Source organism: Enterococcus hailinensis (genome assembly GCF_045862035.1).
Lineage (GTDB): Bacteria > Bacillota > Bacilli > Lactobacillales > Enterococcaceae > Enterococcus_A > Enterococcus_A hailinensis.
In genome coordinates this window covers 1-24,781 of record NZ_BAAFRV010000006.1, presented here as the reverse complement: position 1 = coordinate 24,781, position 24,781 = coordinate 1, and the positions used below count along the sequence as shown (strand labels likewise).

The 24,781-nt window shown below is 39.6% G+C and carries 17 protein-coding genes, 8 tRNA genes, 1 rRNA gene and 1 pseudogene; 7 read left to right on the top strand and 20 right to left on the bottom strand.

From position 1 onward, the window contains the following. Nucleotides 1–265: 265 nt before the first annotated feature. Nucleotides 266–1,639, top strand: a complete 1,374-nt coding sequence (argH, locus tag ACKTSC_RS06190; RefSeq protein ID WP_407857127.1) for an argininosuccinate lyase — start codon at nt 266–268, stop codon at nt 1,637–1,639. Between the two features lie 41 nt (nt 1,640–1,680). Here the strand turns inward: argH and ACKTSC_RS06185 are convergent, their stop codons facing one another. Next, entirely contained in the window at nt 1,681–2,148 is a 468-nt protein-coding gene (locus ACKTSC_RS06185; protein WP_407857126.1) for a Dps family protein, read from the bottom strand. Between the two features lie 116 nt (nt 2,149–2,264). Between ACKTSC_RS06185 and ACKTSC_RS06180 the strand changes: the two are divergent. Both ACKTSC_RS06180 and ACKTSC_RS06175 read left to right on the top strand, forming a co-directional pair. Beyond that, nucleotides 2,265–2,510 (top strand): annotated as a pseudogene (locus ACKTSC_RS06180) (prepilin peptidase); the annotation flags it as partial. A 9-nt stretch (nt 2,511–2,519) separates the two neighbouring features. Continuing rightward, nucleotides 2,520–2,951 (top strand): A24 family peptidase, encoded by a 432-nt coding sequence (locus ACKTSC_RS06175; RefSeq protein WP_407857125.1) that lies wholly within the window; start codon nt 2,520–2,522, stop codon nt 2,949–2,951. Here ACKTSC_RS06175 and msrA read toward each other — a convergent pair. From msrA to ACKTSC_RS06150, 5 genes are all read right to left on the bottom strand, one after another. Continuing rightward, a complete protein-coding gene (gene msrA, locus ACKTSC_RS06170) occupies nt 2,948–3,472 on the bottom strand; it encodes a peptide-methionine (S)-S-oxide reductase MsrA (protein WP_407857124.1) in 525 nt (174 codons plus the stop codon). The genes ACKTSC_RS06175 and msrA overlap by 4 nt on opposite strands. 109 nt (nt 3,473–3,581) lie before the next feature. Then, entirely contained in the window at nt 3,582–4,679 is a 1,098-nt protein-coding gene (locus tag ACKTSC_RS06165) for an LCP family glycopolymer transferase (RefSeq protein ID WP_407857123.1), read from the bottom strand. Between the two features lie 252 nt (nt 4,680–4,931). Next, the gene (rpoC, locus tag ACKTSC_RS06160) at nt 4,932–8,585 is read right to left on the bottom strand and encodes a DNA-directed RNA polymerase subunit beta' (protein WP_407855810.1); all 3,654 of its coding nucleotides are present in this window, start codon (nt 8,583–8,585) and stop codon (nt 4,932–4,934) included. Between the two features lie 74 nt (nt 8,586–8,659). Continuing rightward, nucleotides 8,660–12,277: a DNA-directed RNA polymerase subunit beta gene (gene rpoB / locus ACKTSC_RS06155; protein WP_332581575.1), complete on the bottom strand. Its 3,618-nt coding sequence runs from the start codon at nt 12,275–12,277 to the stop codon at nt 8,660–8,662. Between the two features lie 500 nt (nt 12,278–12,777). Next, nucleotides 12,778–12,912, bottom strand: a complete 135-nt coding sequence (locus tag ACKTSC_RS06150) for a hypothetical protein (protein ID WP_332581574.1) — start codon at nt 12,910–12,912, stop codon at nt 12,778–12,780. A 70-nt stretch (nt 12,913–12,982) separates the two neighbouring features. Between ACKTSC_RS06150 and ACKTSC_RS06145 the strand changes: the two genes are divergently transcribed. From ACKTSC_RS06145 to ACKTSC_RS06130, 4 genes are all read left to right on the top strand, one after another. Beyond that, nucleotides 12,983–13,948, top strand: a complete 966-nt coding sequence (locus ACKTSC_RS06145; RefSeq protein ID WP_407857122.1) for an ABC transporter substrate binding protein — start codon at nt 12,983–12,985, stop codon at nt 13,946–13,948. A 26-nt stretch (nt 13,949–13,974) separates the two neighbouring features. Then, entirely contained in the window at nt 13,975–14,889 is a 915-nt protein-coding gene (locus ACKTSC_RS06140; RefSeq protein WP_407855808.1) for an ABC transporter permease, read from the top strand. After that, nucleotides 14,867–15,670 carry an ABC transporter ATP-binding protein gene (locus ACKTSC_RS06135; RefSeq protein WP_332581571.1) on the top strand — a complete coding sequence of 268 codons (804 nt, stop codon included), beginning with the start codon at nt 14,867–14,869 and terminating at the stop codon, nt 15,668–15,670. The genes ACKTSC_RS06140 and ACKTSC_RS06135 overlap by 23 nt, the downstream gene beginning before the upstream one ends. A 107-nt stretch (nt 15,671–15,777) precedes the next feature. Beyond that, a complete protein-coding gene (locus ACKTSC_RS06130) occupies nt 15,778–16,731 on the top strand; it encodes a biotin--[acetyl-CoA-carboxylase] ligase (protein ID WP_332581570.1) in 954 nt (317 codons plus the stop codon). A gap of 34 nt (nt 16,732–16,765) precedes the next feature. Here the strand turns inward: ACKTSC_RS06130 and gor are convergent, their stop codons facing one another. The 14 genes from gor to rrf all read right to left on the bottom strand — a co-directional run bounded on the left by gor (nt 16,766) and on the right by rrf (nt 24,693). Further along, a complete protein-coding gene (gene gor / locus ACKTSC_RS06125; RefSeq protein ID WP_407857121.1) occupies nt 16,766–18,115 on the bottom strand; it encodes a glutathione-disulfide reductase in 1,350 nt (449 codons plus the stop codon). A 241-nt stretch (nt 18,116–18,356) separates the two neighbouring features. Next, on the bottom strand, nt 18,357–19,598 hold the full coding sequence (locus ACKTSC_RS06120) for a peptidase U32 family protein (RefSeq protein WP_407857120.1): 1,242 nt from the start codon (nt 19,596–19,598) through the stop codon (nt 18,357–18,359). A gap of 26 nt (nt 19,599–19,624) precedes the next feature. Next, on the bottom strand, nt 19,625–20,539 hold the full coding sequence (locus ACKTSC_RS06115) for a peptidase U32 family protein (RefSeq protein ID WP_332581567.1): 915 nt from the start codon (nt 20,537–20,539) through the stop codon (nt 19,625–19,627). 247 nt (nt 20,540–20,786) lie between these two features. Continuing rightward, nucleotides 20,787–23,279 (bottom strand): ATP-dependent Clp protease ATP-binding subunit, encoded by a 2,493-nt coding sequence (locus ACKTSC_RS06110; RefSeq protein ID WP_407855805.1) that lies wholly within the window; start codon nt 23,277–23,279, stop codon nt 20,787–20,789. A gap of 5 nt (nt 23,280–23,284) precedes the next feature. Continuing rightward, complete coding sequence (locus ACKTSC_RS06105) at nt 23,285–23,752, bottom strand: CtsR family transcriptional regulator (protein ID WP_407855804.1); 468 nt, start codon at nt 23,750–23,752, stop codon at nt 23,285–23,287. A gap of 118 nt (nt 23,753–23,870) precedes the next feature. Beyond that, nucleotides 23,871–23,944 (bottom strand) — tRNA-Pro (locus ACKTSC_RS06100). A gap of 20 nt (nt 23,945–23,964) precedes the next feature. Then, nucleotides 23,965–24,038 (bottom strand) — tRNA-Arg (locus ACKTSC_RS06095). Nucleotides 24,039–24,050: 12 nt separating this feature from the next. Further along, nucleotides 24,051–24,136, bottom strand: a tRNA-Leu gene (locus ACKTSC_RS06090). 22 nt (nt 24,137–24,158) lie between these two features. Next, nucleotides 24,159–24,230, bottom strand: a tRNA-Gly gene (locus ACKTSC_RS06085). A 1-nt stretch (nt 24,231) separates the two neighbouring features. Beyond that, nucleotides 24,232–24,307 (bottom strand) — tRNA-Thr (locus ACKTSC_RS06080). 20 nt (nt 24,308–24,327) lie between these two features. Beyond that, nucleotides 24,328–24,409: transfer RNA gene (locus ACKTSC_RS06075), tRNA-Leu, on the bottom strand. Nucleotides 24,410–24,418: 9 nt separating this feature from the next. Next, nucleotides 24,419–24,491: transfer RNA gene (locus ACKTSC_RS06070), tRNA-Lys, on the bottom strand. A gap of 3 nt (nt 24,492–24,494) precedes the next feature. Beyond that, nucleotides 24,495–24,567: transfer RNA gene (locus ACKTSC_RS06065), tRNA-Val, on the bottom strand. A gap of 10 nt (nt 24,568–24,577) precedes the next feature. After that, nucleotides 24,578–24,693: ribosomal RNA gene (rrf, locus tag ACKTSC_RS06060) — 5S ribosomal RNA — on the bottom strand. Between the last annotated feature and the right edge of the window lie 88 nt (nt 24,694–24,781).

The window sequence follows — 24,781 nt, the reverse complement described above, 5'->3', positions numbered from 1 at the left end:
AGAAAAACCAGATGTGAGGCGGCTTTTACTTGCCGGTAAATAAGGCCGTCCGGTTTCACATCTTGCCATTGCTCCTAGGTGAGTTTCTTTTCCGGGTAGGGAATAAGGAAACCAGCAATGATTTCATCCTGAGGTATCTGTATAGATGCCTCCTCCTATGAATAAAAACCAAAAAATATTTTTTGGTTATCTAATCAAGACAGAATAGACCGTTGCAGCGGTCTTTTTTGTTAAATGAACTCGTTAAAAAAGTGAGGAATGAACGATGGCAAAATTATGGGGCGGCCGTTTTGACGGCAAAAATGAAGCCTGGATCGATGCTTTTGGTGCTTCGATCCCATTTGATTATCAATTAGCAAAGCAAGATATCATCGGCAGCTTAGCACATGTCAAAATGCTAGGTGCTACAGGTATCATTACGCAGAAAGAAGCATCTCAAATTTCAACTGGCTTGCAGCAGTTAGCAGAAAAAGCGGCCAAAGAAGAACTAGATTTCACGATTGAAAACGAAGATATTCATTTAAATCTAGAAAAGATGCTGCACGATGAGATCGGGTCAGTAGCCGGGAAATTGCATACGGCTCGTAGTCGAAACGATCAAGTAGCAACGGATATGCATTTATATCTAAAAGAACAACTCCAACTGATTATTGAAAAAATTCAAGAATTCCGGAAAGTCTTAGTTGAAAAGGCGGAAAAACATGTCGAAACGATCATGCCCGGCTATACACATTTGCAGCATGCTCAACCCATTTCATTCGGCCAGCATTTGATGGCGTATTATGGTATGTTGACTCGAGACCAAGAACGTTTCACAGAAAGTATCAAACGTGTCGATATCTCACCCTTAGGTTGTGCGGCGCTAGCTGGAACGACCTTCCCTATCGACCGTCAAATGACCGCAGATGAATTAGGCTTTGCTGCCTTATACACCAATAGTTTAGATGGTGTCAGCGACCGAGATTTTATTTTAGAATTTCTTAGCAACAGCTCGATCTTGATGATGCATCTGTCACGCTTTTGTGAGGAATTGATTTTATGGTGTAGTCATGAATTTAAATTCGTGGAATTGACCGATACATTTTCAACCGGTAGTTCAATCATGCCTCAGAAAAAAAATCCTGATATGGCTGAATTGATCCGTGGAAAATCAGGTCGTGTATTCGGTGATTTGATGGGATTACTGACTGTGATGAAAGGCTTACCGTTAGCTTACAACAAAGATTTGCAAGAAGATAAAGAGGGTATGTTTGATACTGTCCATACCGTATCCACCAGCCTTGATATCATGGCTGGCATGATCGCTACCATGAAGGTCAACGAGCAAGTCATGCACGATGCGACAGAAAAAGATTTTTCAAATGCAACAGAATTGGCCGACTACTTGGCCGCTAAAGGAATTCCCTTCCGTCAAGCTCATGAAATCGTTGGAAAGCTTGTCCTTTCTTGTACACAAAAAGGAATCTTCTTACAAGATGTGCCCTTAACAGAGTACCAAGCTATCAGCCCTGTGATCGAATCAGATATCTATGAGACCTTGGCTTCAAAGACAGCCGTTATTCGTCGCCACTCATTAGGTGGTACTGGTTTTGATCAGGTCATAGCTCAAATAAACGCCGCTAAACAAGTTTTAGCATAAAAAAAGGACGAGCAAATTTGCTCGTCCTTTTGCTTTATTTTTTATTGGTCAATTTCTGGTGCTTTTCCAAGGTGTGCTTGGATCATCCAGATACGTTTTTCAGTGGCTGTTTTAAATTCGATGAAGATATCTTGTGTTGGATCATCGCCTTCTTCACCAGATACTTCGATCCCTTTTTGATAAAGATCAGCTAAATAGCGGTAGCCTTCAACTAACGTAGCCAAGCGTTCTTCCATCGTACGATCCCAACGGCCTACTTCGTCTGGGATTTTTGTTTGGTCAGCCATTTCACGTAAAGTTGAATAAGGAGCACCATCCAATGTAATCAAACGTTCTGAAATTTCATCTAATTGATCGTTCACATCATCCATGAATGTGTCCATAATTGGGTGCAATGTCAAGAAACCAGGTCCGCGCATATACCAATGTGTTTGGTGGATGACCATAGACATTTGGCTTAAGTCTGCTACTAATTGGTTCAATACTTCTTTTGTTTGTTTGAATTTCATTTCACTATACCTCCTAATATTTGCTTCACTAAAAGCATAATACACTTTCGCCAAAATTACAAAGAAAACGCCAAGTTGTCTCTTTTTTCGTACCTTATTCGAAAAAGGAGGGGAATATTATCCTAGCTTTTATTTTAGGAACTATTATCGGGTCTTTCCTATCACTAGTCAGTGTACGCTTCCCAAACAATCAATCCTTAGTCTTTCCTCCATCTCATTGCGATCACTGTAAAACACGGCTTCATTCTTGGGAGATGATTCCATTATTATCTGCTATGATTCAACGTTTTCACTGCAGACATTGTCATCAACGATTTTCAGCGCGCAGCTTTGGGCTGGAATTTTTTTGTGGAATGCTTTTCTATTGGTGTATGCCCACGTTTCAATGGTTCAATCTTTGGAAATTGATTTGGTTGACGAGCACTCTTGTCTTAGCGGTGATCGATTGGGAGTTTTTGATCGTAGAGATGCGGATCTTTTTTCTAAGTGGTATTTTTCTATTCATAACTGCGCTTTTCTTGCTTCCTACTATTTATTGGTCGCAGCCGTTAGTCGTTATAGTATTTTTCTATCTAAGCCAAAAAATACTCCCAAACAGTCTAGGTCTGGGAGATCTTTGGATACTTGGACTATGGAGTTTTTTCTTGTCTGGTTATGAGTTGATCCAATTGCTTTTTGTTGCTTCACTGACGGGGATTTTTTATTATCTTTACCACTCCCGACACCAAAAACAACTCGAACAACTTCCCTTTGTCCCTTTTTTATTTATCGGTTTGCTCTATTTGTTGTTACTAAAAAATTAAGTATCCCAATGTTGGCGAATAAAACCTTTTCGACCAGAACCTTCACTGTAAGCATTATAGTGGGCAGGATTTTTTTGATAAAAAGCTTGATGGTATTCTTCTGCCGGATAAAAAGGTTGGGCCGGTTCAATCGCTGTTACGATTGGCGCTTTAAAGTGGCCGCTAGTTTGTAACTGTTCTTTTGATTGTTCTGCGACTGACTTTTGTTCAAGCGAAGCATAAAAAATCACCGGACGATACGAATCACCGCGATCCGCAAATTGACCAAATGCATCTGTCGGGTCTGTTTGTTGCCAATAGATTTCGACCAGTTGTTGATAAGAAACGACTTCTGGATCAAATATAATCTCGACCGCTTCTGTGTGCCCAGTTGTTCCACTACAAACTTCTTCGTAAGTAGGGTTAGCAACATGTCCACCTGTATAGCCTGACACTACTTTCTTGATGCCTGGCATTTGATCAAACGGCTTTACCATACACCAAAAACAACCACCGGCAAATATCGCTGTTTCTTCTTTCATACAATCAGCCTCCTTTTCTCTTATCATAGTCCTTTCTCAAAAAATAGATATCAATCTGCTCATTGATTAAATAAATCCAAAAAAAAGAACTTGAGCAATCGCTCAAGTTCTAATAATTTTCACTATCGATTGGATATAAGATGTTCCCGTAGCCGGTGTAATCATAATGCGTTCCAGCGCTGACTTTGACATCACTGTCATCAAAGAACAACTGATTCGTATCGTCTTCGTCATAATTAGGCAACTCTTTTTTCGTCGGTAAGCCTAATTGTTTTTTTAAGGTGTTTTGATCTTCCAACAAGCTATTCAGACCTAAGATTTGGAAATAAATCCCTTGGATCATTTCCCCGTTACCTTCTACCTGAGTTTGCTTGATTGTTTCTGCTGCGGGAGTATAATCTTTAGCTACCGTCAACATTTGATTCCATGTTAGATCAGTACGGACATAATCTTCAACAGCGCGCAAATATTTTTTATATTGCGTCACAGAATCCACTGAAATCATTTTTTTTACGATCTTCGTTAAAATTTCTCGTTGCCGTGCTTGACGTCCGACATCCCCTTTTGGATCTTCATGTCGCATCCGAACATATTCCAATGCATGTCTGCCATCTAACGTCTGCTTACCCTTCTTCAGGTGAACACCATCTAATGTAAATTCAATTTTATTATCGACTTCGATTCCGCCAACAGCATCAACTAAAGATTTTAGACCTTTCATGTTGATTTCCACATAATGGTCGATGGGAATATCCATCATTTTTTGGACTGATTCGATCGCCATTTTAGTGCCGCCTAAAGAATACGCTGCATTTAACTTATCATAGTACGTATCGCCCTCTGCTACATAGGTATTTTCATCCCCTTTATAGCCAACCATTTGAGTATAAATATCACGATCCAAACTCGTCATGATCGTTTGTTTCTTTTTAGGATTGATCGTTACGACCATCATTGAATCTGAACGTCCTTGATATGTTCGACCCTTGTCGCCAGTATCTGTTCCCATCAATAAAATAGAGAAAGGCTCCCCATTGTTTAAATCAACTGTATCTGATCGCTTATTTGTATATTTGACTGTCTTCGTCATTTTCGATACGGCCTGATCGACATCACTGTTCACCTTTAATAAATAAACACTTATGCCGCCGACAAGTACCACAATGATCCCAATGACGATCAAAATAATTTTCTTCGCTTTGCTCATGCCACACCTCAAACATCATATCCATATATTTTCAAGTTATTTTCTCATAAAGACCGCTATAACAATAGGTTTTATTCATTGCTCTAAACGAAATTTAATATCTCTTTAAAGTTACCGCTCTCATTTATGCAAATACTTTCCTATAATACCGTGAAAATAAAAAGACCACAAGATTCTAAACGAATCTTATGGTCTTTTTTGACATATTTTATTTGATTCCGTTCAATTTCGCTACAAAATCAAATGTAAAAATTAGCTTAATGGATTGTTCAAAGCATCTTCAGCAGCCATTTGTGCTTCAATATCAGAGATACTATACACATTTTCGCTTGCTACAACGACTTCTTTTGGTTCCATATTACGGTAAGTTGCCATACCTGTACCAGCAGGAATGATTTTACCGATAATAACATTTTCTTTCAATCCAAGTAATGGATCTTTCTTACCGCGGATCGCAGCATCGGTCAAGACGCGAGTTGTTTCTTGGAATGATGCAGCAGATAAGAAACTGTTTGTTTCCAATGATGCTTTTGTAATACCAAGCAAGACTGGACGAGATGTTGCTGGAGTTCCACCAGAAACCAATGTAGTGTAGTTTTGATCTTTGAAATCAGCAATATCAAGTAATGTACCTGGTAAGATGTCTGTGTCACCTGGATCCATAACGCGGACTTTACGCAACATTTGACGAACCATTACTTCGATATGTTTGTCGCCGATTTCTACCCCTTGCATACGGTAAACACGTTGAACTTCACGTAATAAGTATGTTTCAACTGAGATAACATCACGAACTTGCAACAAGTGTTTAGGATCGATTGAACCTTCTGTCAATTGTGCACCACGATGAACCATGTCGCCTTCGACAACTTTCATACGAGATGTATAAGGAACAGTGTACGTACGAGTATCTGTTTCACCTTTGACAGTGACTTCTTTCGAACGAGTTGCTGCATCTTCAACGATTTCTACTACCTCACCAGTAACTTCAGTGATGACAGCCAAACCTTTAGGATTACGTGCTTCGAAGATTTCTTGGACACGAGGAAGACCTTGTGTGATATCGTCTCCGGCAACCCCACCGGTATGGAATGTACGCATGGTTAATTGAGTACCAGGTTCACCGATTGATTGGGCAGCGATCGTACCAACTGCTTCACCGACTTCAACGTCGTCTCCAGTTGCTAAGTTACGGCCGTAACAATGTTTACATACACCATGTTTTGTATTACATGTGAAGACTGAACGGATCGTTAATTTCTCAACGCCTGCATCAAGGATGCGTTTTGCATCTTCTTCGCTGATCAAAGCATCAGCAGGAAGTAATACTTCACCTGTTTCAGGATGTTTCACTGATTTTTGAGTATAACGTCCAACTAGACGTTCTTCTAATGATTCAATAATTTCGTTACCTTCACGGATCGCAGAGATTTCTAGACCGCGGTCAGTACCACAATCTTCTTCACGTACGATAACATCTTGAGCAACGTCAACTAAACGACGAGTTAAGTAACCTGAATCGGCTGTCTTCAAGGCAGTATCGGTCATCCCTTTACGAGCCCCATGGGTAGAGATAAACATTTCCAAGACAGATAGACCTTCACGGAAGTTAGAAATGATTGGCAATTCCATGATTTGACCATTCGGAGCGGCCATCAAGCCACGCATACCAGCAAGCTGAGTAAAGTTGGAGATGTTACCACGGGCTCCAGAATCAGACATCATGAAGATTGGGTTCTTCGCATCTAATGATTCCATTAGTCGTTGTTGGATTTCATCTTTCGCTGCATTCCAAACAGCGATAACACGTTCATAACGTTCATCATCCGTAATCAAACCACGACGGAATTGTTTCGTGATCGTAGCCACTTGTTTATGGGCATTATCGATGATTTCTTGTTTCTCAGCTAAAGCCATGATATCAGCGATACCAACAGTCATACCAGCATGAGTTGAGTGTTTGTAACCAAGGTCTTTCATACGGTCAAGCATCATGGATGTATCAGTGACTTTGAAACGTTTGAAGACTTCAGCAATGATATTTCCAAGATTTTTCTTCTTGAATGGCAAGATGATTTCTTGTTTTTTGATTACTGCAGGAATATCTGTACCCTTTTCGACAAAATATTTGTCAGGTGTACGTTTTGTTAAGTTGAAATCAGTTGGTTCGTTCAAGTAAGGGAACTCTTGTGGCATGATCTCATTGAAGATGATTTTACCAACAGTTGTGATCAGCATACGTTCTTTTTGTTCTTCAGTGAATGGCTTGTCGCCTAATGTATTAGGATCAACAGCTACACGTGAGTGTAAGTGAACGTATCCATTACGCCATGCTAGGACAGCTTCATTCATGTCACGGAAGATCATTCCTTCGCCTTCACGGCCTTCTTCTTCCATTGTTAGGTAATAGTTACCTAAGACCATATCTTGAGATGGTGTTACTACTGGTTTACCATCTTTAGGGTTCAAGATATGTGTAGCAGCAAGCATCAACATACGAGCTTCTGCTTGAGCTTCTTCACCTAGAGGTAAATGGACGGCCATTTGGTCTCCATCGAAATCGGCATTGTAGGCTTCACATACTAATGGGTGAAGACGGATTGCACGACCTTCAACTAAGATCGGTTCGAATGCTTGGATACCTAATCTATGAAGTGTCGGTGCCCGGTTAAGTAAAACAGGGTGTTCTTTGATAACTTCTTCTAAGATATCCCATACAACGTCTTCTTGACGTTCGATTTTACGTTTCGCATTTTTGATATTTGAAGCAATTTCACGTTGAACTAATTCTTTCATAACGAAAGGTTTGAACAATTCGATTGCCATTTCTTTTGGTAGACCACATTGATACATTTTCAAGAATGGTCCAACAACGATAACTGAACGAGCAGAGTAATCGACACGTTTACCCAATAAGTTTTGACGGAAACGACCTTGTTTCCCTTTCAACATGTGAGATAAAGATTTTAATGGGCGGTTACCTGGTCCAGTAACTGGACGGCCACGACGACCATTATCGATCAATGCATCGACAGCTTCTTGAAGCATCCGTTTTTCATTTTGAACAATGATGTTTGGCGCATTCAAGTCTAACAAACGTTTCAAACGGTTGTTACGGTTGATCACACGACGATACAGATCATTCAAGTCACTCGTAGCAAAACGGCCACCTTCTAATTGTACCATTGGACGTAGATCTGGCGGGATGACAGGAATAACATCCATAACCATCCAGCTAGGAAGGTTTCCTGAAGAACGGAATGCTTCTAAAACATCTAAACGACGGATGGCACGTGTACGTTTTTGTCCTTGAGCAGTTTTCAATTCTTCTTTTAATTCAACAGTTTCGCCTTCTAAGTCTACTTTATCAAGTAGTTGTTTGATGGCTTCAGCACCCATTGCCGCTTGGAATTCTTGACCGTATTGTTCACGTTTTTCACGGTATTCACGTTCAGTTAATAATTGTTTTTTCTCTAGGCTAGTATTGCCTGGATCGATTACGACATATGATGCAAAGTAGATGATTTCTTCTAACGCACGTGGGCTCATGTCTAATACAAGACCCATACGAGAAGGAATTCCTTTGAAATACCAGATATGTGTTACAGGAGCTGCTAATTCGATATGACCCATACGTTCACGACGAACTTTTGAACGTGTGACTTCAACGCCACAACGGTCGCAGACGATTCCTTTATAACGGATCCGTTTGTATTTACCACAGGCACATTCCCAGTCTTTGGTAGGCCCAAAAATTCTTTCATCGAACAAACCTTCGCGTTCAGGTTTCAATGTACGATAGTTAATGGTTTCCGGTTTTTTTACTTCACCGTATGACCAGCTTCTGATTTTTTCAGGAGAAGCCAAACCTATTTGCATACTTTCGAATTTATTTACATCGATCAAAAGGGTTTCCCTCCAATTCATATTATCGTAAGTCAGCTAATGATCAGCTGACTTACGTATGGCAAGTGTGACTCTTATAAGTCTTCGGCAGTTTCGATTTCTTGGATCAAATCAGATTTTTGTTCTGCTTTTTCAGCAGCAGCTTGTTCTTTGACTTCTTTAGCAGATTGTTGTTGTTCTGCATATTTTGTCAAAGCGTCTACTGTGATCAAATCATCATCATCGTCATCCATGTCACGTAACTCGATTTCTTTATCGTTGATATCTAAGACTTGCATATCTAAACCAAGTGCTTGTAATTCTTTCACTAATACGCGGAAAGATTCAGGTACTCCTGGTTTTGGAATAGGTTCACCTTTGACGATGGCTTCGTAAGTTTTTACACGACCGACTACATCATCTGATTTGTAAGTCAAGATTTCTTGTAATGTATAAGCAGCACCATATGCTTCTAATGCCCAAACTTCCATTTCTCCGAAACGTTGTCCACCAAATTGAGCTTTACCACCCAATGGTTGTTGTGTAACAAGAGAGTATGGTCCGATTGAACGAGCATGTAATTTATCGTCGACCATGTGGGCCAATTTGATCATGTACATTACACCGACAGAGATACGGTTATCAAATGGTTCACCAGTACGTCCATCGTAAAGAACAGTTTTAGCATCCGCAGCCATACGAGCTTCACGGACAGTTTCCCAAACATCACCATCTTGCGCACCATCGAAGACCGGTGTTGCAACATGGATACCTAGTTGGCGAGCAGCCATCCCTAAGTGTAATTCCAATACTTGTCCGATATTCATACGTGATGGTACCCCTAATGGGTTCAACATGATATCAACTGGTGTACCGTCTGGTAAGAATGGCATATCTTCTTCAGGCATGATGCGAGATACGACCCCTTTGTTTCCGTGACGACCGGCCATTTTATCACCTTCATGGATCTTACGTTTTTGCACGATATAAACGCGCACTAACATATTCACACCTGGAGATAATTCATCGCCTGCTTCACGTGTAAAGATCTTCACGTCGTGAACGATACCGCCGCCGCCGTGAGGTACACGTAGAGAAGTATCACGAACTTCGCGGGCTTTTTCGCCAAAGATCGCATGTAATAGACGTTCTTCAGCAGATAATTCAGTAACACCCTTAGGTGTTACTTTACCAACTAGTAAATCGCCATCTTGTACTTCTGCACCGATACGGATAATACCCATTTCATCTAAGTTCTTCAATGCGTCTTCCCCAACATTAGGGATTTCGCGTGTGATTTCTTCAGGTCCTAATTTAGTATCACGTGCTTCTGATTCATACTCTTCGATATGGACAGAAGTGTAGACATCGTCTTTTACTAAACGACGGCTCATGATGATCGCATCTTCATAGTTGTAACCTTCCCAAGTCATGAAGGCTACGACAACATTTTGACCTAAAGCCAATTCGCCGTTTTCCATAGATGGTCCATCAGCTAAGATATCGCCAGTATCGACTTTTTCGCCTAATTCAACTAATGGACGTTGATTGTAGCTAGTCCCAGAGTTTGAACGACGGAATTTTGTGATGTCGTATTTATCTAATGCGCCATTGTCGCGACGTACACGAACTTCGTGAGCATCAACAAATTCAACAACACCATCGTGTTTACATAGTAAAGCTGCACCTGAGTCATGAGCAGCTTTGTATTCCATACCCGTACCAACCCAAGGAGACTTAGGATTGATCAAAGGTACTGCTTGACGCTGCATGTTGGCACCCATCAAGGCACGGTTAGAGTCATCGTTTTCTAAGAACGGAATACATGCAGTAGCGACTGCAACTACTTGTTTTGGTGATACATCCATGTAATCCACTTTATCGATCGTTACTTCCAAGTTTTCAGAAGTAGCACGAGCCATAACAACTTCCTCTGCGAAAGTGCCATCTTCGTTTAACTTGCTGTTTGCTTGGGCAACAACGTAATGGTCTTCGATATCAGCAGTTAAGTAATCGATTTTATCGGTTACTCGACCAGTTGAACGATCCACACGACGATAAGGTGTTTCGATAAACCCAAATTTATTCACTTTCGCGTATGAAGCCAAACTATTGATCAACCCGATGTTTGGACCTTCGGGCGTTTCAATCGGACACATACGACCATAGTGAGAATAGTGAACGTCTCGAACTTCATATCCGGCACGGTCACGAGTCAAACCACCAGGTCCTAAGGCAGATAGACGACGTTTGTGTGTCAATTCCCCTAGAGGATTGGTTTGGTCCATGAACTGTGACAACTGAGAAGAACCGAAGAATTCTTTGATACTAGCAACAACTGGACGAATATTGATCAATTGTTGTGGTGTCAATGTTTCTTGATCTTGAATCGACATACGTTCGCGAACAACACGTTCCATACGAGCTAAACCAATACGGAATTGATTTTGTAATAATTCACCTACTGAACGGATACGACGATTTCCTAAATGGTCGATATCATCGACATTGCCGATACCTTCCATTAAGTTTAAGAAATAGCTCATTGAAGCAATGATATCTGCCGGACGAACCGTGCGAACTGAAGAATCAGGATAGTTATTACCGATCACTGTTACTTCACGTTCAGGATCTTTTGGTGAAAAGACTTTGATGACTTGAACAGTCATTGGATCAGTCACGACTGCATCATCTGTTGGATAATAAGTCACTGAATTCAAGCCGTTTTCTAAACGTTCGCCAAGTGTTTCTTCCATTACTTGGTGTGTAAGAACAGTCCCTTTTTCAACGATGATTTCGCCTGTTTCAGGATCCACTAGCGTTTCTGCTAATGTTAAATTCAATAGACGGGTTTTAAGATCTAATTTTTTGTTTACTTTGTAACGACCAACATTAGCTAAGTCATAACGTTTTGGATCAAAGAAACGAGCAGTTAACAAACTACGAGAGCTGTCTGCTGTTTTAGGTTCACCAGGACGTAAACGTTCATATAAGTCTTTCAAACCTTCTTCTGTACGAGAATCACTTGGATTTTTGTGCAAGTCTTTCTCGATTGTGTTACGTAATGATTCACTTTCGCCGAAAATTTCAAAAATCGTATCATCTGAACCAAAACCTAATGCACGAACTAAAGTCGTCAAAGGAATCTTACGTGTACGGTCGATACGTACATATGAGATGTCTTTAGCATCTGTTTCCATTTCTAACCATGCTCCACGGTTAGGGATAACAGTTGAACCAAAGCCTTCTTTACCATTTTTATCCACTTTTCCATGGAAATAAACGCCAGGAGAACGAACTAATTGGGATACAATAACACGTTCTGCTCCGTTGATGATAAAGGTTCCTTGTTCAGTCATTAATGGGAAATCACCAAAGAATACTTCTTGAGATTTGATTTCACCAGTTTCGCGGTTTACTAAACGTAATACAACATGTAATGGCGCAGAATAGTTTGCATCGTGTGAACGAGCCTCCGCTACCGTGTATTTAGGTTCTTTTAATTCATAGTCAACAAACTCAAGTGACAAGTTTCCATTAAAGTCTTCAATTGGCAAAATGTCTTCAAACATTTCTTGCAAGCCCTCATCTAGGAACCATTGATAAGAATCTGTTTGAATTTCGATCAAATTCGGTAATTCCAACACTTCACTGATTCGTGCGAAGCTTCTACGTTCTCGGTGTTTCCCGTATTTTACTACGTGTCCAGCCAAGTTCTTCACCCCTCTTAAAAGTTTTGAAAACCGATCCGAAGATAAATTACATTCATGTTACAAAAATTAAATTAATGTAACACCCGACATTTTTTGCGGCTTTTAGGCAAAAAAAAACCAAAAATAGAACATTCTCTTGAAGACATATTCGCGAGCTTCTACTTTTGTTTCCTATTAAAAGCCGGAACGGACAATATTTCGTTCCTGCCTTTTATCATTTCAGATAGTTTTAGCAAATTAATATAATACATAAATTTAACATAAAAGTCAATAGCTTCAAAGGCTAGTAACTCACCACGCAACCTTTTCTTAACATTTTCAGTAAACCAATCGCTTTATCATATGATTTACATTTTCGAATATTCTGAATATTCTCCCTTTTATTATTGACATCTCATTTTTCTTCACGTATACTAATGTACATCTTAACACGTTGGAGGTTGTTCTTATGTTGAACACACAAAACTTACAACTGAATAACCGCTATTACTTTAGCTATTTTAGATAGGTTTGTATTCATTGAATGGATACAAACGACCTAAGTGTTTTTTGTATCTATGATGGCTAGAGAATTTTGACGTACCGCCGGCCGCATAGAGAAATCTAAGTGGCTGAAGCATAATACTTTCTTGCATTCATATCACCCACTTAGAATTTCTATACTTCTAGGTGGGTGATTTTTTTACTATAAAGGAGAGAAAAAAGATGAAAAAGACAGTATTAGCAGGAATTGGATTGGTTAGTTTATTGATGTTAGGTGCTTGCGGAAGCCAGGATAGCGCAAGCGATGACAATATGAAGCATGTGGGCGTTTTACAATTAGTTCAGCATGCATCGTTAGACAATGCCTATGAAGGTTTTAAAGAAGGATTAGCCGAAGGTGGCTACAAAGAGGGCGATAATTTGAAAATCGATTACCAAAATGCCCAGAATAACCAAGACAACTTGAAGAGTATGAGTGAAAAATTGATTAAAGATGACCCAGACCTGCTACTAGGAATCGCGACTCCAGCAGCTCAATCATTATTAAATGCTACGACGGATATCCCAATCGCTGTCACAGCTGTTACTGATTTAAAAGAAGCAAAATTAGTAAAAAGTGATAAAGAACCGGGGGGAAACGTGACGGGTACAACTGATATGGTACCAATCGATAAACAAGTCGACTTGCTTTTATCCATTATTCCCGATGCTAAAACGATCGGAATCATGTACAACGCTGGTGAAGCCAACTCTAAGATTCAAGCAGACCTAGCTGAAAAAGCATTAAAAAAAGCTGGAGTTGATGTCAAAGTAAAAACCGCAAACACAACAAATGACGTGCAGCAAGTCACTGAATCATTAGCTAGTGATGTCGATGGCATCTATGTTCCAACTGATAATACCTTTGCTAGTGCTGCCGCTGTTATCGGCGATGTAGTAAAAGAAAAGAAAATTCCATTAGTTGCTGGATCGGCGGAACAAATTAATGAAGGCGGCTTGGCAACCGTCGGAATCGACTATGAAGCTCTTGGAAAACAAACTGGTAAAATGGCCGCAAAAATCTTAGATGGTGATGCGAAACCAGCAGATACACCTGTAGAATCAGCAGATACTTTAAAATTAGTGGTCAATAAAGATATGGCTAAAGCTTTAGGAATTGATCCAGACAGTATTAAAGAACCAAAATAGATAGGCTTTAGAAAGAAGGAAAAACCATGAATGTTATCTCTTTGTTATTATCCTCGACGTCTCAAGGATTGCTTTGGTCGTTACTAGCGATCGGAGTGTACTTAACTTTTCGTATTTTAGATATTGCTGATCTTACCGCTGAAGGAAGCTTTCCTTTAGGCGGCGGGATTGCCGCAATCGGGATTGTGAACGGATTGAATCCCATCCTTGCTACTTTATTAGCCTTTTGCGGCGGCATGCTAGCAGGTCTAGTGACCGGAATTTTGAATACCAAATTTAAAATCCCTGCTTTATTAGCTGGAATCATCACTATGACGGGCCTTTACTCCATTACCTCTCGAGTTATGGGAGCGCCAAACATCGCTTTACTTGGCGAGAGTACCGTCTTCACTGCTGCTCAAAATACAGGCTTAACAAAAAACAATGCCGTCATTTTGATTGGCCTTTTGATTGTTGTTTTAGTTATCCTACTTCTAGTCTTGTTTTTCCAAACTGAAATTGGTTTGGCGGTACGCGCTACAGGGGATAATCCTGATATGAGTGAAGCAAATGGTATTCGAACAGAAAATATGAAATTAGTCGGTTACATGATCTCAAATGGTAGCATCGCATTATCAGGTGCACTTTTGGCACAAAACAACGGCTTTGCTGATTTAAATTCCGGTGTTGGAACGATCGTTATTGGTTTAGCATCAATCATCATTGCAGAAGTATTATTGCGAAACAAATCGATCGGCATTCGTCTAGCAACAATCGTTGCCGGGGCCATCATCTACCGCTTTATCTTAGCTCTAGTATTCGAAATGAATGTACAACCAACGGATTCTAAATTAGCCTCAGCAATCGTCTTGGTTCTTTGCCTTTCCTTGCCGCAGATCCGTTCAAAATTCACACCAAAAAAGAAAGGGGAAAAACAAAATGCAACCAGTCTTAAGAATTAGTAACCTACATCAATATTTTGAGCGTGGGACAAATAATGAAAACCATGCCTTAAAAGGAATCAATCTTAGTTTAGCCCCTGGCGAATTTGTAACGATCATCGGTGGTAATGGTGCTGGAAAATCGACCTTGTTGAACAGTGTAGCTGGAACTTTACCAATTGAAGAAGGCCAAATGTTCTTAAACGAAGAAGAGATCACAAAATATTCCGTTACTCGTCGTTCAAAAAAAATTAGCCGTGTTTTCCAAGATCCTAAGATGGGGACTGCTGTACGTCTATCTGTTCAAGAAAACTTAGCGCTAGCTATGAAACGCGGTCATAAACGTGGTTTCTCAAAAGGCGTCAAAAGTAAAGATCGAAACTTCTTCAAAGAACAACTAGCAATGTTAAATCTAAATTTAGAAAATCGGTTAGATGCAGAAATCGGATTGCTTTCTGGCGGTCAACGCCAAGCGATCACTCTGTTGATGGCTACCTTGCAACGACCAGATTTGATCTTATTAGATGAACACACTGCGGCACTCGATCCAAAAACTTCTTTAACTGTAATGGAATTGACTGAACGATTGATTCGTGAACAAGAATTAACGGCCTTCATGGTTACCCACAATATGGAAGATGCGATCCGCTACGGAAACCGTTTGATCATGCTCCATCAAGGTCAAATCGCTTTGGATTTAAAACAAGAAGAAAAACAACATTTAACTGTACCGAAATTGATGGAAATGTTCCAACAAAACTCCGGTGTTGAATTAAAAGATGATGCTTTACTACTTAGTTAATTTTAGCAGTAAAATCCTTCTTTCTTTGCAGACTACTTTTATGTAGTCTGCTTTTTTGTTACACTGAGCCCATAGAAAAATACCGTAAAACCAATGGAGGTGTCCCCTTGTCTACTAAAGAAAAAATATTAGCTCGTTTAAAATCTACTGACGAAATCTTATCCGGCGAAGCATTAGCACAAGAACTGGGCGTTTCCCGAACGGCTATTTGGAAAGCCATCAAAGAACTAGAAAAAAAAGGGTATCAGATTCAACATTTAGCTACGGGTTATCGTTATCATTCTTCTGATATCCTAGATGCTGACGAAATCAAAACTCAGATCCAACAACCTCTGGACGTGACCGTTTTAGAAACGTCGGCTTCCACGATGAAAGATGCGCAATTATCCGTAATCGACGGAAAAAAATCTCCTTTATTGATCGTTGCTGATATGCAAGAAGCTCCTCACGGCAGATTCAATCGTCCCTTCTTTGCCGTGAAGCAGCAAGGGATTTATATGAGTTTGTTATTAGAACCAAAAGAACAATTACAAGAATTACCCCAGTATACCGTGTTGATGGCTGTTGCCGTCGCAAAAGCGATTGATGAACATTTGGGTGTAAATAGTCAAATCAAATGGGTCAATGATATTTATATCAATCAAAAAAAAGTTGCCGGTATCCTCTCTGAGGCGATGACAGATATCGAAACGAATTCTTTAAAATATATCATCATTGGTATGGGGATCAATTTCTCTATCCCTCAAGAAGATTTCCCTAATGAGATACAATCAAAAGCCTCTTCTTTATTTCCTGATGGACAACCAAATTGCACACGAAACCAATTGATTATCGATATTTGGAATCAATTCTTTACGCTATTAGCAGAACCTGAAAACTATTTAGCACTGTACCGTGAAAAATCGTTTGTCTTAGGTAAAAAAATTACTTTTAAGCGTAAAGAAAAAAACTATTTTGGTACAGCCGTCGCAATTACCGATACAGGTGAACTAGTCGTAGATTTAGGTGATGAACAAATGACACTTTCTTCTGGTGAGATCAGCTTGAGTTCGATTCAATAAAAAAAAGCTTTGCCATCATGGCAAAGCTTTTTATTTATCTCATTGTAACGAATTCTTCACTACCAGTTGGATGGATCGCTACTGTATCATCGAAATCTTTTTTCGTTGCACCCATTTTGATCGCTACTGCGAATCCTTGTAGCATTTCATCAACACCGATACCGATCGCATGAAGTCCAATGATTTTTTCTTCTTCACCAAGACAGACTAATTTCATATCACATTTTTGACGATAGTCACCTAAAGCAAAATACATCGGTGTAAAACGAGAATGATAGATTTTGATTTGCTCTTTTCCATAACGCTCTATAGCCGTTTCTTCAGACAAACCGATAGTTGCCATCGTTGGATGCGTAAAGATCACTGTTGGAACATTTTCATAATCTAAAAACTCTTCTGTTTTTCCATTAAAAACTCGTTCAGATAATCGACGGCCGGCAGCAATGGCCACTGGTGTCAAATCGATTTTTCCAATAACATCGCCAACTGCGTAAACTCCTTCACTGGTCGTATTTTGAAATTTATCAACGATCACAAAACCTTTTTCATTTAATGTGACCGAAGTGTTTTCTAATCCTAATTGATCTGTATTTGGAATGCGTCCGCCAGCAAACAGCACATATTCACCCGAGAGCGTATTGCCATTTTCAAAATGAACCGTATATCGTCCATCTTCTGTTCGTTTAATTTCTTTTGCTACATGATGATCATAAAGTTTCATTCCGTTGTCGCGATAAATTTCTACCAAATTATCAGCTAACATCGTATCAAAGGTTCGCAATGGACGACTATGACGAAAAGCCCAATGGACTTGCGTACCCATTCCTTGTAATACACCGCTTAATTCAGCCGCAATATACCCAGCTCCTAGAACAACGATGTCTTTTGGTTGTTCTGTTAATTCAAAGAAGCCATTAGAATCGATGGCAAATTCTCCACCAGGAATTTTCATTTGACTAGGACGTCCGCCAGTTGCAATCAGCACATTAGTTGCCGTATATTCTTCCCCATTGACTGTGATCACATGATCAGATGCAAACGTAGCATATCCTTCAATTCGTTCCACATTATTACTGTCTAATCCGCGATAATAAGCCCCATGTAAAAAATCAATGTATTTTTCACGTCGGGCAACTAATTCTTTGAAATCAAATTTCCCAACTTCTGCTTGGATACCATAGCCTGGTACATCCCGTTCGATCATTTCTAACATGCTGCTGGCTTGCCACATCACTTTTTTAGGAACACAGCCCACATTGACGCATGTGCCACCGATTTTATTGCCTTCAATCAATAAAACTTTTGCGCCGTGCATACCAGCTCGATTAGCAGATGCAATTCCGCCACTACCTCCGCCAACGACGATATAATCATACTCTTTCATTCATTTGCCTCCTAGTTACCTTTATTTGATGGTCTTATTTTAATAAGTATCTACAGTTCTCATTTATTATGTAAAAATCACTCAGTCATGCCCGTTGAAAAATAGCACTGGCGTATAAACTCAATATCTCTATTTTAATACATTCTTTGAAAAATTAATTCTTTTTTGCCTAACTATTTTTAATCTCAACAACACTTTTCTTTTGATAAAAAATACAAAAAGAAAAAAGACTAAGAATCACTTAGTCTTTTTTCTTGCGGATCATATCTCCAGGTTTAACTGGTTGTGCCACTGGTAGCGTTAAAATCATCATTGGGTTGGGGGCTCGGTCGATCGATTCCCCTTCATCATTTTTCATTTCTGTAATTGTTTGTTCGAAATGATGGAAGTTTGGTCCATAAAATTCGATTTCATCTCCTACAGAAAAATGATTCCGCTGACGAACAGTAGCAATCCCCGTTGTTTCATCGTAGCTTAATACTTCACCAATAAATTTATAAACCGGAATTTTACGACGCGGTCCAAATAACTGTTCATTTTCAGTTGGCACATTGTAATAAAAACCCGTTGCCAATTCTCGTTGTGCAACTTTCCATAATTCGTCGATCCATTCTTGCTTACAGACATAATTATCCGGGTCAGCAATATAACTATCAACCGCTGCTTTATAAACGTTTGCGACAGTTGAGACATAATGGATCGATTTCATGCGACCTTCGATTTTTAGACTATCAACGCCATTTTCAATTAAGTCGGGGATATGTTCGATCATTGTCATATCAACCGCACTCATTGAAAATTCTTCCGTCACATCACCATTTTCGGTTAAAGAACGATGTTCTTGAGCAAAAGGCATATCAAATAAATCATATTTCCAGCGACATGATTGTGAACATCCACCACGATTAGCATCACGCATCGACATATGGTTCGATAACGTACAACGGCCAGAATAAGAAATACACATTGCTCCATGAATGAAGGCTTCGATTTGGATATCTGTATTGCGACGAATTTCAGCTAACTCCTCCATCGATACTTCACGAGCTAATACAACCCGTTCCAATCCTTCATTTTGCCAAAATTTCAAAGTTTCCGCATTTGTGGCAGAAGCTTGAGTAGATAAATGAATTTCCAATCCCGGTGCTTCTGTAGCACAAATTTCAATCAGCGCAGGATCAGAAACGATTACAGCTGAGATACCAATATCACGTAATTTTTTAAAAAAGTCTCCTGCACCCTTTTCATTTCCTTCATGGGTTACCATATTTGCGGCTACATAAACTTTTGCACCATATTTTTTGGCAAAAGCCACGCCTTCTTCCATCTCTTCAAATGAAAAATTTCCCGCACGTGAACGCAACCCGTAAGCATCGCCGCCAATATAGACCGCATCTGCCCCATAATGGATTGCTGTTTTTAATTTTTCTAATGTACCGGCTGGAGCTAAAACTTCCGGCCGTTTTAAATTTCTCTTTGTCATATTGTTGCTCCTAGTTCTAAATTTCTTTATTTAATTGCATTGGGATCTAAGTGATAAAAACCAGTATCCATTCCACGTTCGACTGGATGATTTTTTTGGATTAATTGCTGAGCAGCAAGTTGAGCTTTTTCATCCCAAGTTCCTGTTTCAAGCGCTAGTTTTGCAGAAATAAATGCCTTAGCTACTTCTACAAATTGATTTCCAGGAGTAAATAATCCATCTAATTTCCATGTTTGATAACCTGTTTGAGCTAACTCGTCAACTTCATTAATTAAGTTGACATCATTATCGGCAAAAATATGTGTCCCATGTTGATCTTCATAGATAGAGTAATGTGTTTCTGCCTTTTTCGGTTCTGAAATAAATAATCCGCGGTCTTTCGATGATTCTTCCGTTTGTTTTGTATAATTGAAATAATTATTTAGTAAAGGACGTTTTGACTGGTGGATACATGTAGCGCCGTAGACCAAAACTTCCGTTGGCACTTCAACATGCTGTTTTAAAGTTTTCATTTCTTCGAAAGGAACTTCACGTGCTAATACAGCTCCGACCGCACCTTTTTTATGCCAAAAATTGATTTGGCGCGCATTCGTCACTAGTGTTTCCGCATCATAGATATAGGATAAATCATAGTTTTGTAATAAAAAGATTACCCCAGTATCCCCAACAACGATATTATCCGGTTTTACTTCGGCTAAAAAATCTAGATATTCTGGAATTTTTTTCATCTTATCAGGATGCATGATCCCATTGACAGCAATATTCACTTTTTTACCTTTAGCGTGTGCTGATTCAATCAATTGCTTTTGTTCTGTTCTCGTAAAAGAATGTGGCAGTCGTAAACCATACTCTTCTTCGCCAATGTATAAGGTATCTACTCCGGCAGCTAATAATTCTTCGGCTTGCGCCATTGATTCAGCTGTCGCAATTACTTCGATCATTTGTTGTCCTCCCAATTTCACTCGGTGATTACACTCAAAAAGATGAGTTGCCCTTCACCTATCTGCCAATGACCTGATGTTGCTAATTATTTTTAATAAAATAATTAATCTTAACTCAGCTGATTGGTCTTCTTTTAGACTTTCCCATACTATCACAGCTTTTAAAAGTTTCCAACTAACGCTAATAGAAAGATTTAAGAATATACATACAAAAAGAGGCCGGAACGCTGTCCTGCCTCTTTCCAATTTATACATTTGCTGGAATTTTTTCTTCTTTCGGATTTTTAACTGTTAACGTGATTTTACCTTTACTTGCACCAATCGTTACAGCATCTCCTAATTGAATTTGCCCCGATAACAAAGCCTCAGCTAAACGGTCTTCAATTTCTTTTTGCAGTGCACGACGTATTGGGCGAGCTCCATATTCAGGATCAAAACCAACTTTACCAATAACATCATATGCAGCTGGCGTGATTTTCACTTTTATTTCATGCTCATTCATTCGTTCTAAAACTGAGCGACTCATGATTTTTACAATTTCATGGATTTGTTCTTGATCTAACGATTTAAAGACAACAGTTTCATCGATTCGATTGATAAACTCTGGTCGGAAACTTTTCTTCAATTCTTCTAGGATTCGTTTCTCCATAGCTGAATGATCTTTCGTGATATCTTTCGCATTGAAACCAACATTTTTTTCTTCACGAAGCTCTGTTGCACCGATGTTAGAAGTCATGATTAGAATCGTATTGCGGAAATCAACCTTTCGACCTTTCGAATCAGTCAAATGACCATCATCTAATACTTGTAATAAGATATTGAAAACATCCGGATGCGCCTTTTCGACTTCATCCAATAGAATAACTGAATAAGGTTTTTGACGAATTTTTTCGGTCAATTGCCCACCTTCTTCATAGCCCACATAACCTGGGGGCGAACCAATCAAACGACTAGTACTATATTTTTCCATGTACTCAGACATATCAACTCTTACTAAAGCTTCTTCACTACCAAACATCGCTTCAGCTAATGCCTTGGCTAATTCTGTTTTCCCTACACCCGTTGGTCCTAAAAACATAAATGAACCAATTGGACGATTTGGATCTTTCAATCCACTTCGAGCACGTCGGATAGCTCTTGAAATAGCTTTAACAGCTTCTTCTTGGCCAACTACACGTTTATGCAAAACAGTTTCTAAATCTAATAATCGTTGACTTTCTTTTTTCTCTAATTGTTGCAACGGAACACCAGTCCATTGAGAAACAACAGCTGCCACATCTTCATCTGTTACTTGATCAAGATAACCAGTCTCTTGTTTAGCAGCTTTGATTTTAGCTTGCTCTAACATTTCTGAAAGCTGTTTTTCGCGTAAGCGTAAACGAGCTGCCGATTCAAAATCTTGATTTTGAATCGCTTTTTCTTTTTCAGTTACCAAATCTTGAACTTCTTCTTCTAGTTCTGAAAGCTCAGATACTTCGTCCGTTGAATCTAAACGAACTTTAGCAGAAGATTCATCCATTAAGTCAATGGCCTTATCTGGTAATTGACGAGAGTTGATATAACGAACCGATAACGAAACAGCTGCATGAAGAGCTTCATCAGTGATTTCGACTCCATGATGTTCTTCATAACGAGCTCTTAATCCTTTTAATATCTCTTCCGCCTCTTCAGGAGTTGGTTCTTCAACCTGTACTCGAGCAAAGCGACGTTCTAATGCAGAATCTTTTTCAATATATTTTTGATATTCATCTAACGTGGTTGCACCGATCGTTTGTAATTCACCACGAGCTAATGCCGGTTTTAAAATATTGGAAGCATCAATTGCACCTTCTGCTCCGCCAGCACCAATCAATGTATGCAATTCATCAATAAACAAAATAATTTGTCCATCGTGATAGATTTCATCGATAACTTTTTTCAAGCGATCTTCAAATTCACCACGATATTTTGTTCCAGCAACCAACGCTCCCATATCAAGCATCATCAATCGCTTTCCACGCATATCTTCAGGAACGTCACCAGCAATAATTCGTTGCGCCAAACCTTCTACAATAGCAGTTTTACCTACACCAGGCTCACCGACAAGGACAGGATTGTTTTTAGTACGACGACTTAAAATCTGAACAACCCGGCGAACCTCATTATCACGTCCAACTACTGGATCCAAACGTTTTTCCTTAGCTAATTTTGTTAGATCTCGAGCCAGTCCATCTAAAGTAGGCGTCCCTTGAGCATTACTTTGGGTTGGTTTGGCTGTAGGTTTTCTACGACTAGCAGTTCCTTGGTTAGTATTCTCACTCACACCCATTTTTTTCAATAAAGTTTGACGCATTTTTGGAAGACTCAATCCCAGATTTACTAAAATATGAGAAGCTAAAATTTCATCATCTCTCAATAAACCTAATAAGATATGTTCTGTACCAACTAATTTTGCATTGAACCGTTTTGCTTCATCATCAGCAAAAATCAAAATTTGTTTGGCACGTGGAGAATACGGGAGATATCCACCCTCAGTATATGATTTAACAGACCCATAGCCAGTCATGTGTTCAATTTCTTCACGAATATCATTTTCATTTGAGTTCATTTGACGCAATGCTTTACCAGCAATTCCTTGTTGCTCGATCACTAAGGCTAGCAATAAATGTTCTGAGCCAACTGAACGGTGTTTGAAATATTTTGCTTCTTGTTGAGCAATTGCTAATACTGCTTTTGCACGTTCTGTATATAGCTGATCCATATTCTTCACTCCTTCTTTTCATAGCTTAAACGCTCTAAAAACCCATGAAGGATTCTTGCACGTAATCGATTCTCTATTTGACTGATTCCTAAACTATTTTTTGAAATTGCACTTAACATTAAATTGCCTTCATTCTCTGTAATGATATCTTCTTCAAATAATTTTTGAATAATTCCAAATGCGTTTGCTTCAGAAATTTCACCACTAAACGAATCCATCAACTGTTCTAAAAAATAATGCTGATCGGAAATCTTAACTTTGCTGATTCGGATATACCCGCCACCACCACGTTTACTTTCAACTAAATATCCACGCTGGAACGTAAAACGTGTATTAATCACATAGTTTATTTGTGATGGTACACAATTAAATTGTTGGGCCATTTCTGCTCTTCGAATTTCTATAATTTCACTATTTTCTAAGATATCCTTCAAATAAGATTCGATCAAATCAGAGGTATTTCTACTCACCATATCGCCTCCTATTGACTATTACTGACCATAATTATAACGAATTTACAGTCTGAAATAAAGAAGAACGCTTTTCTTTAAAAATTTAGATAAAAAAAAAGAAGGTATCTACCTTCTTTTATCGGGAAGACAGGATTCGAACCTGCGACACCTTGGTCCCAAACCAAGTACTCTACCAAGCTGAGCTACTTCCCGGGAAATAAAAAAAAAAACTATGCACCCGAGAGGACTCGAACCTCTAACCCCTTGATTCGTAGTCAAGTACTCTATCCAATTGAGCTACGGGTGCGTATTTAATTAATGCCGAGGACCGGAATCGAACCGGTACGGTGATCACTCACCGCAGGATTTTAAGTCCTGTGCGTCTGCCAGTTCCGCCACCCCGGCGTTTTTTTCCTCTGGTCAGGAAAGCGGAAAACGGGGTTCGAACCCGCGACCCCCACCTTGGCAAGGTGGTGCTCTACCACTGAGCTATTTCCGCATGGTGCCGGCTAAAGGATTTGAACCCTCGACCCTCTGATTACAAATCAGATGCTCTACCAACTGAGCTAAGCCGGCAACAAACAAAAAAATAGAAATGCGGGTGAAGGGACTTGAACCCCCACGCCGTTAGGCGCTAGATCCTAAATCTAGTGCGTCTGCCAATTCCGCCACACCCGCATATACTTATGAGCCGTACTGGGCTCGAACCAGTGACCCTCTGATTAAAAGTCAGATGCTCTACCAACTGAGCTAACGGCTCAAATGGAGGTTAACGGGATCGAACCGCTGACCCTCTGCTTGTAAGGCAGATGCTCTCCCAGCTGAGCTAAACCTCCATAAGAAAACGCGTGGCGACGTCCTAATCTCACAAGGGGCAACCCCTCACTACAATCGGCGCTAAGAAGCTTAACTTCTGTGTTCGACATGGGAACAGGTGTATCCTTCTCGCTATCGCCACCACACTATTTGTTTGAGTAAACTTCGTTCACTCAAAACTGGATCAGAAACATTCAAACAGCCAAGATCAATTTTTTTGGTTAAGTCCTCGAT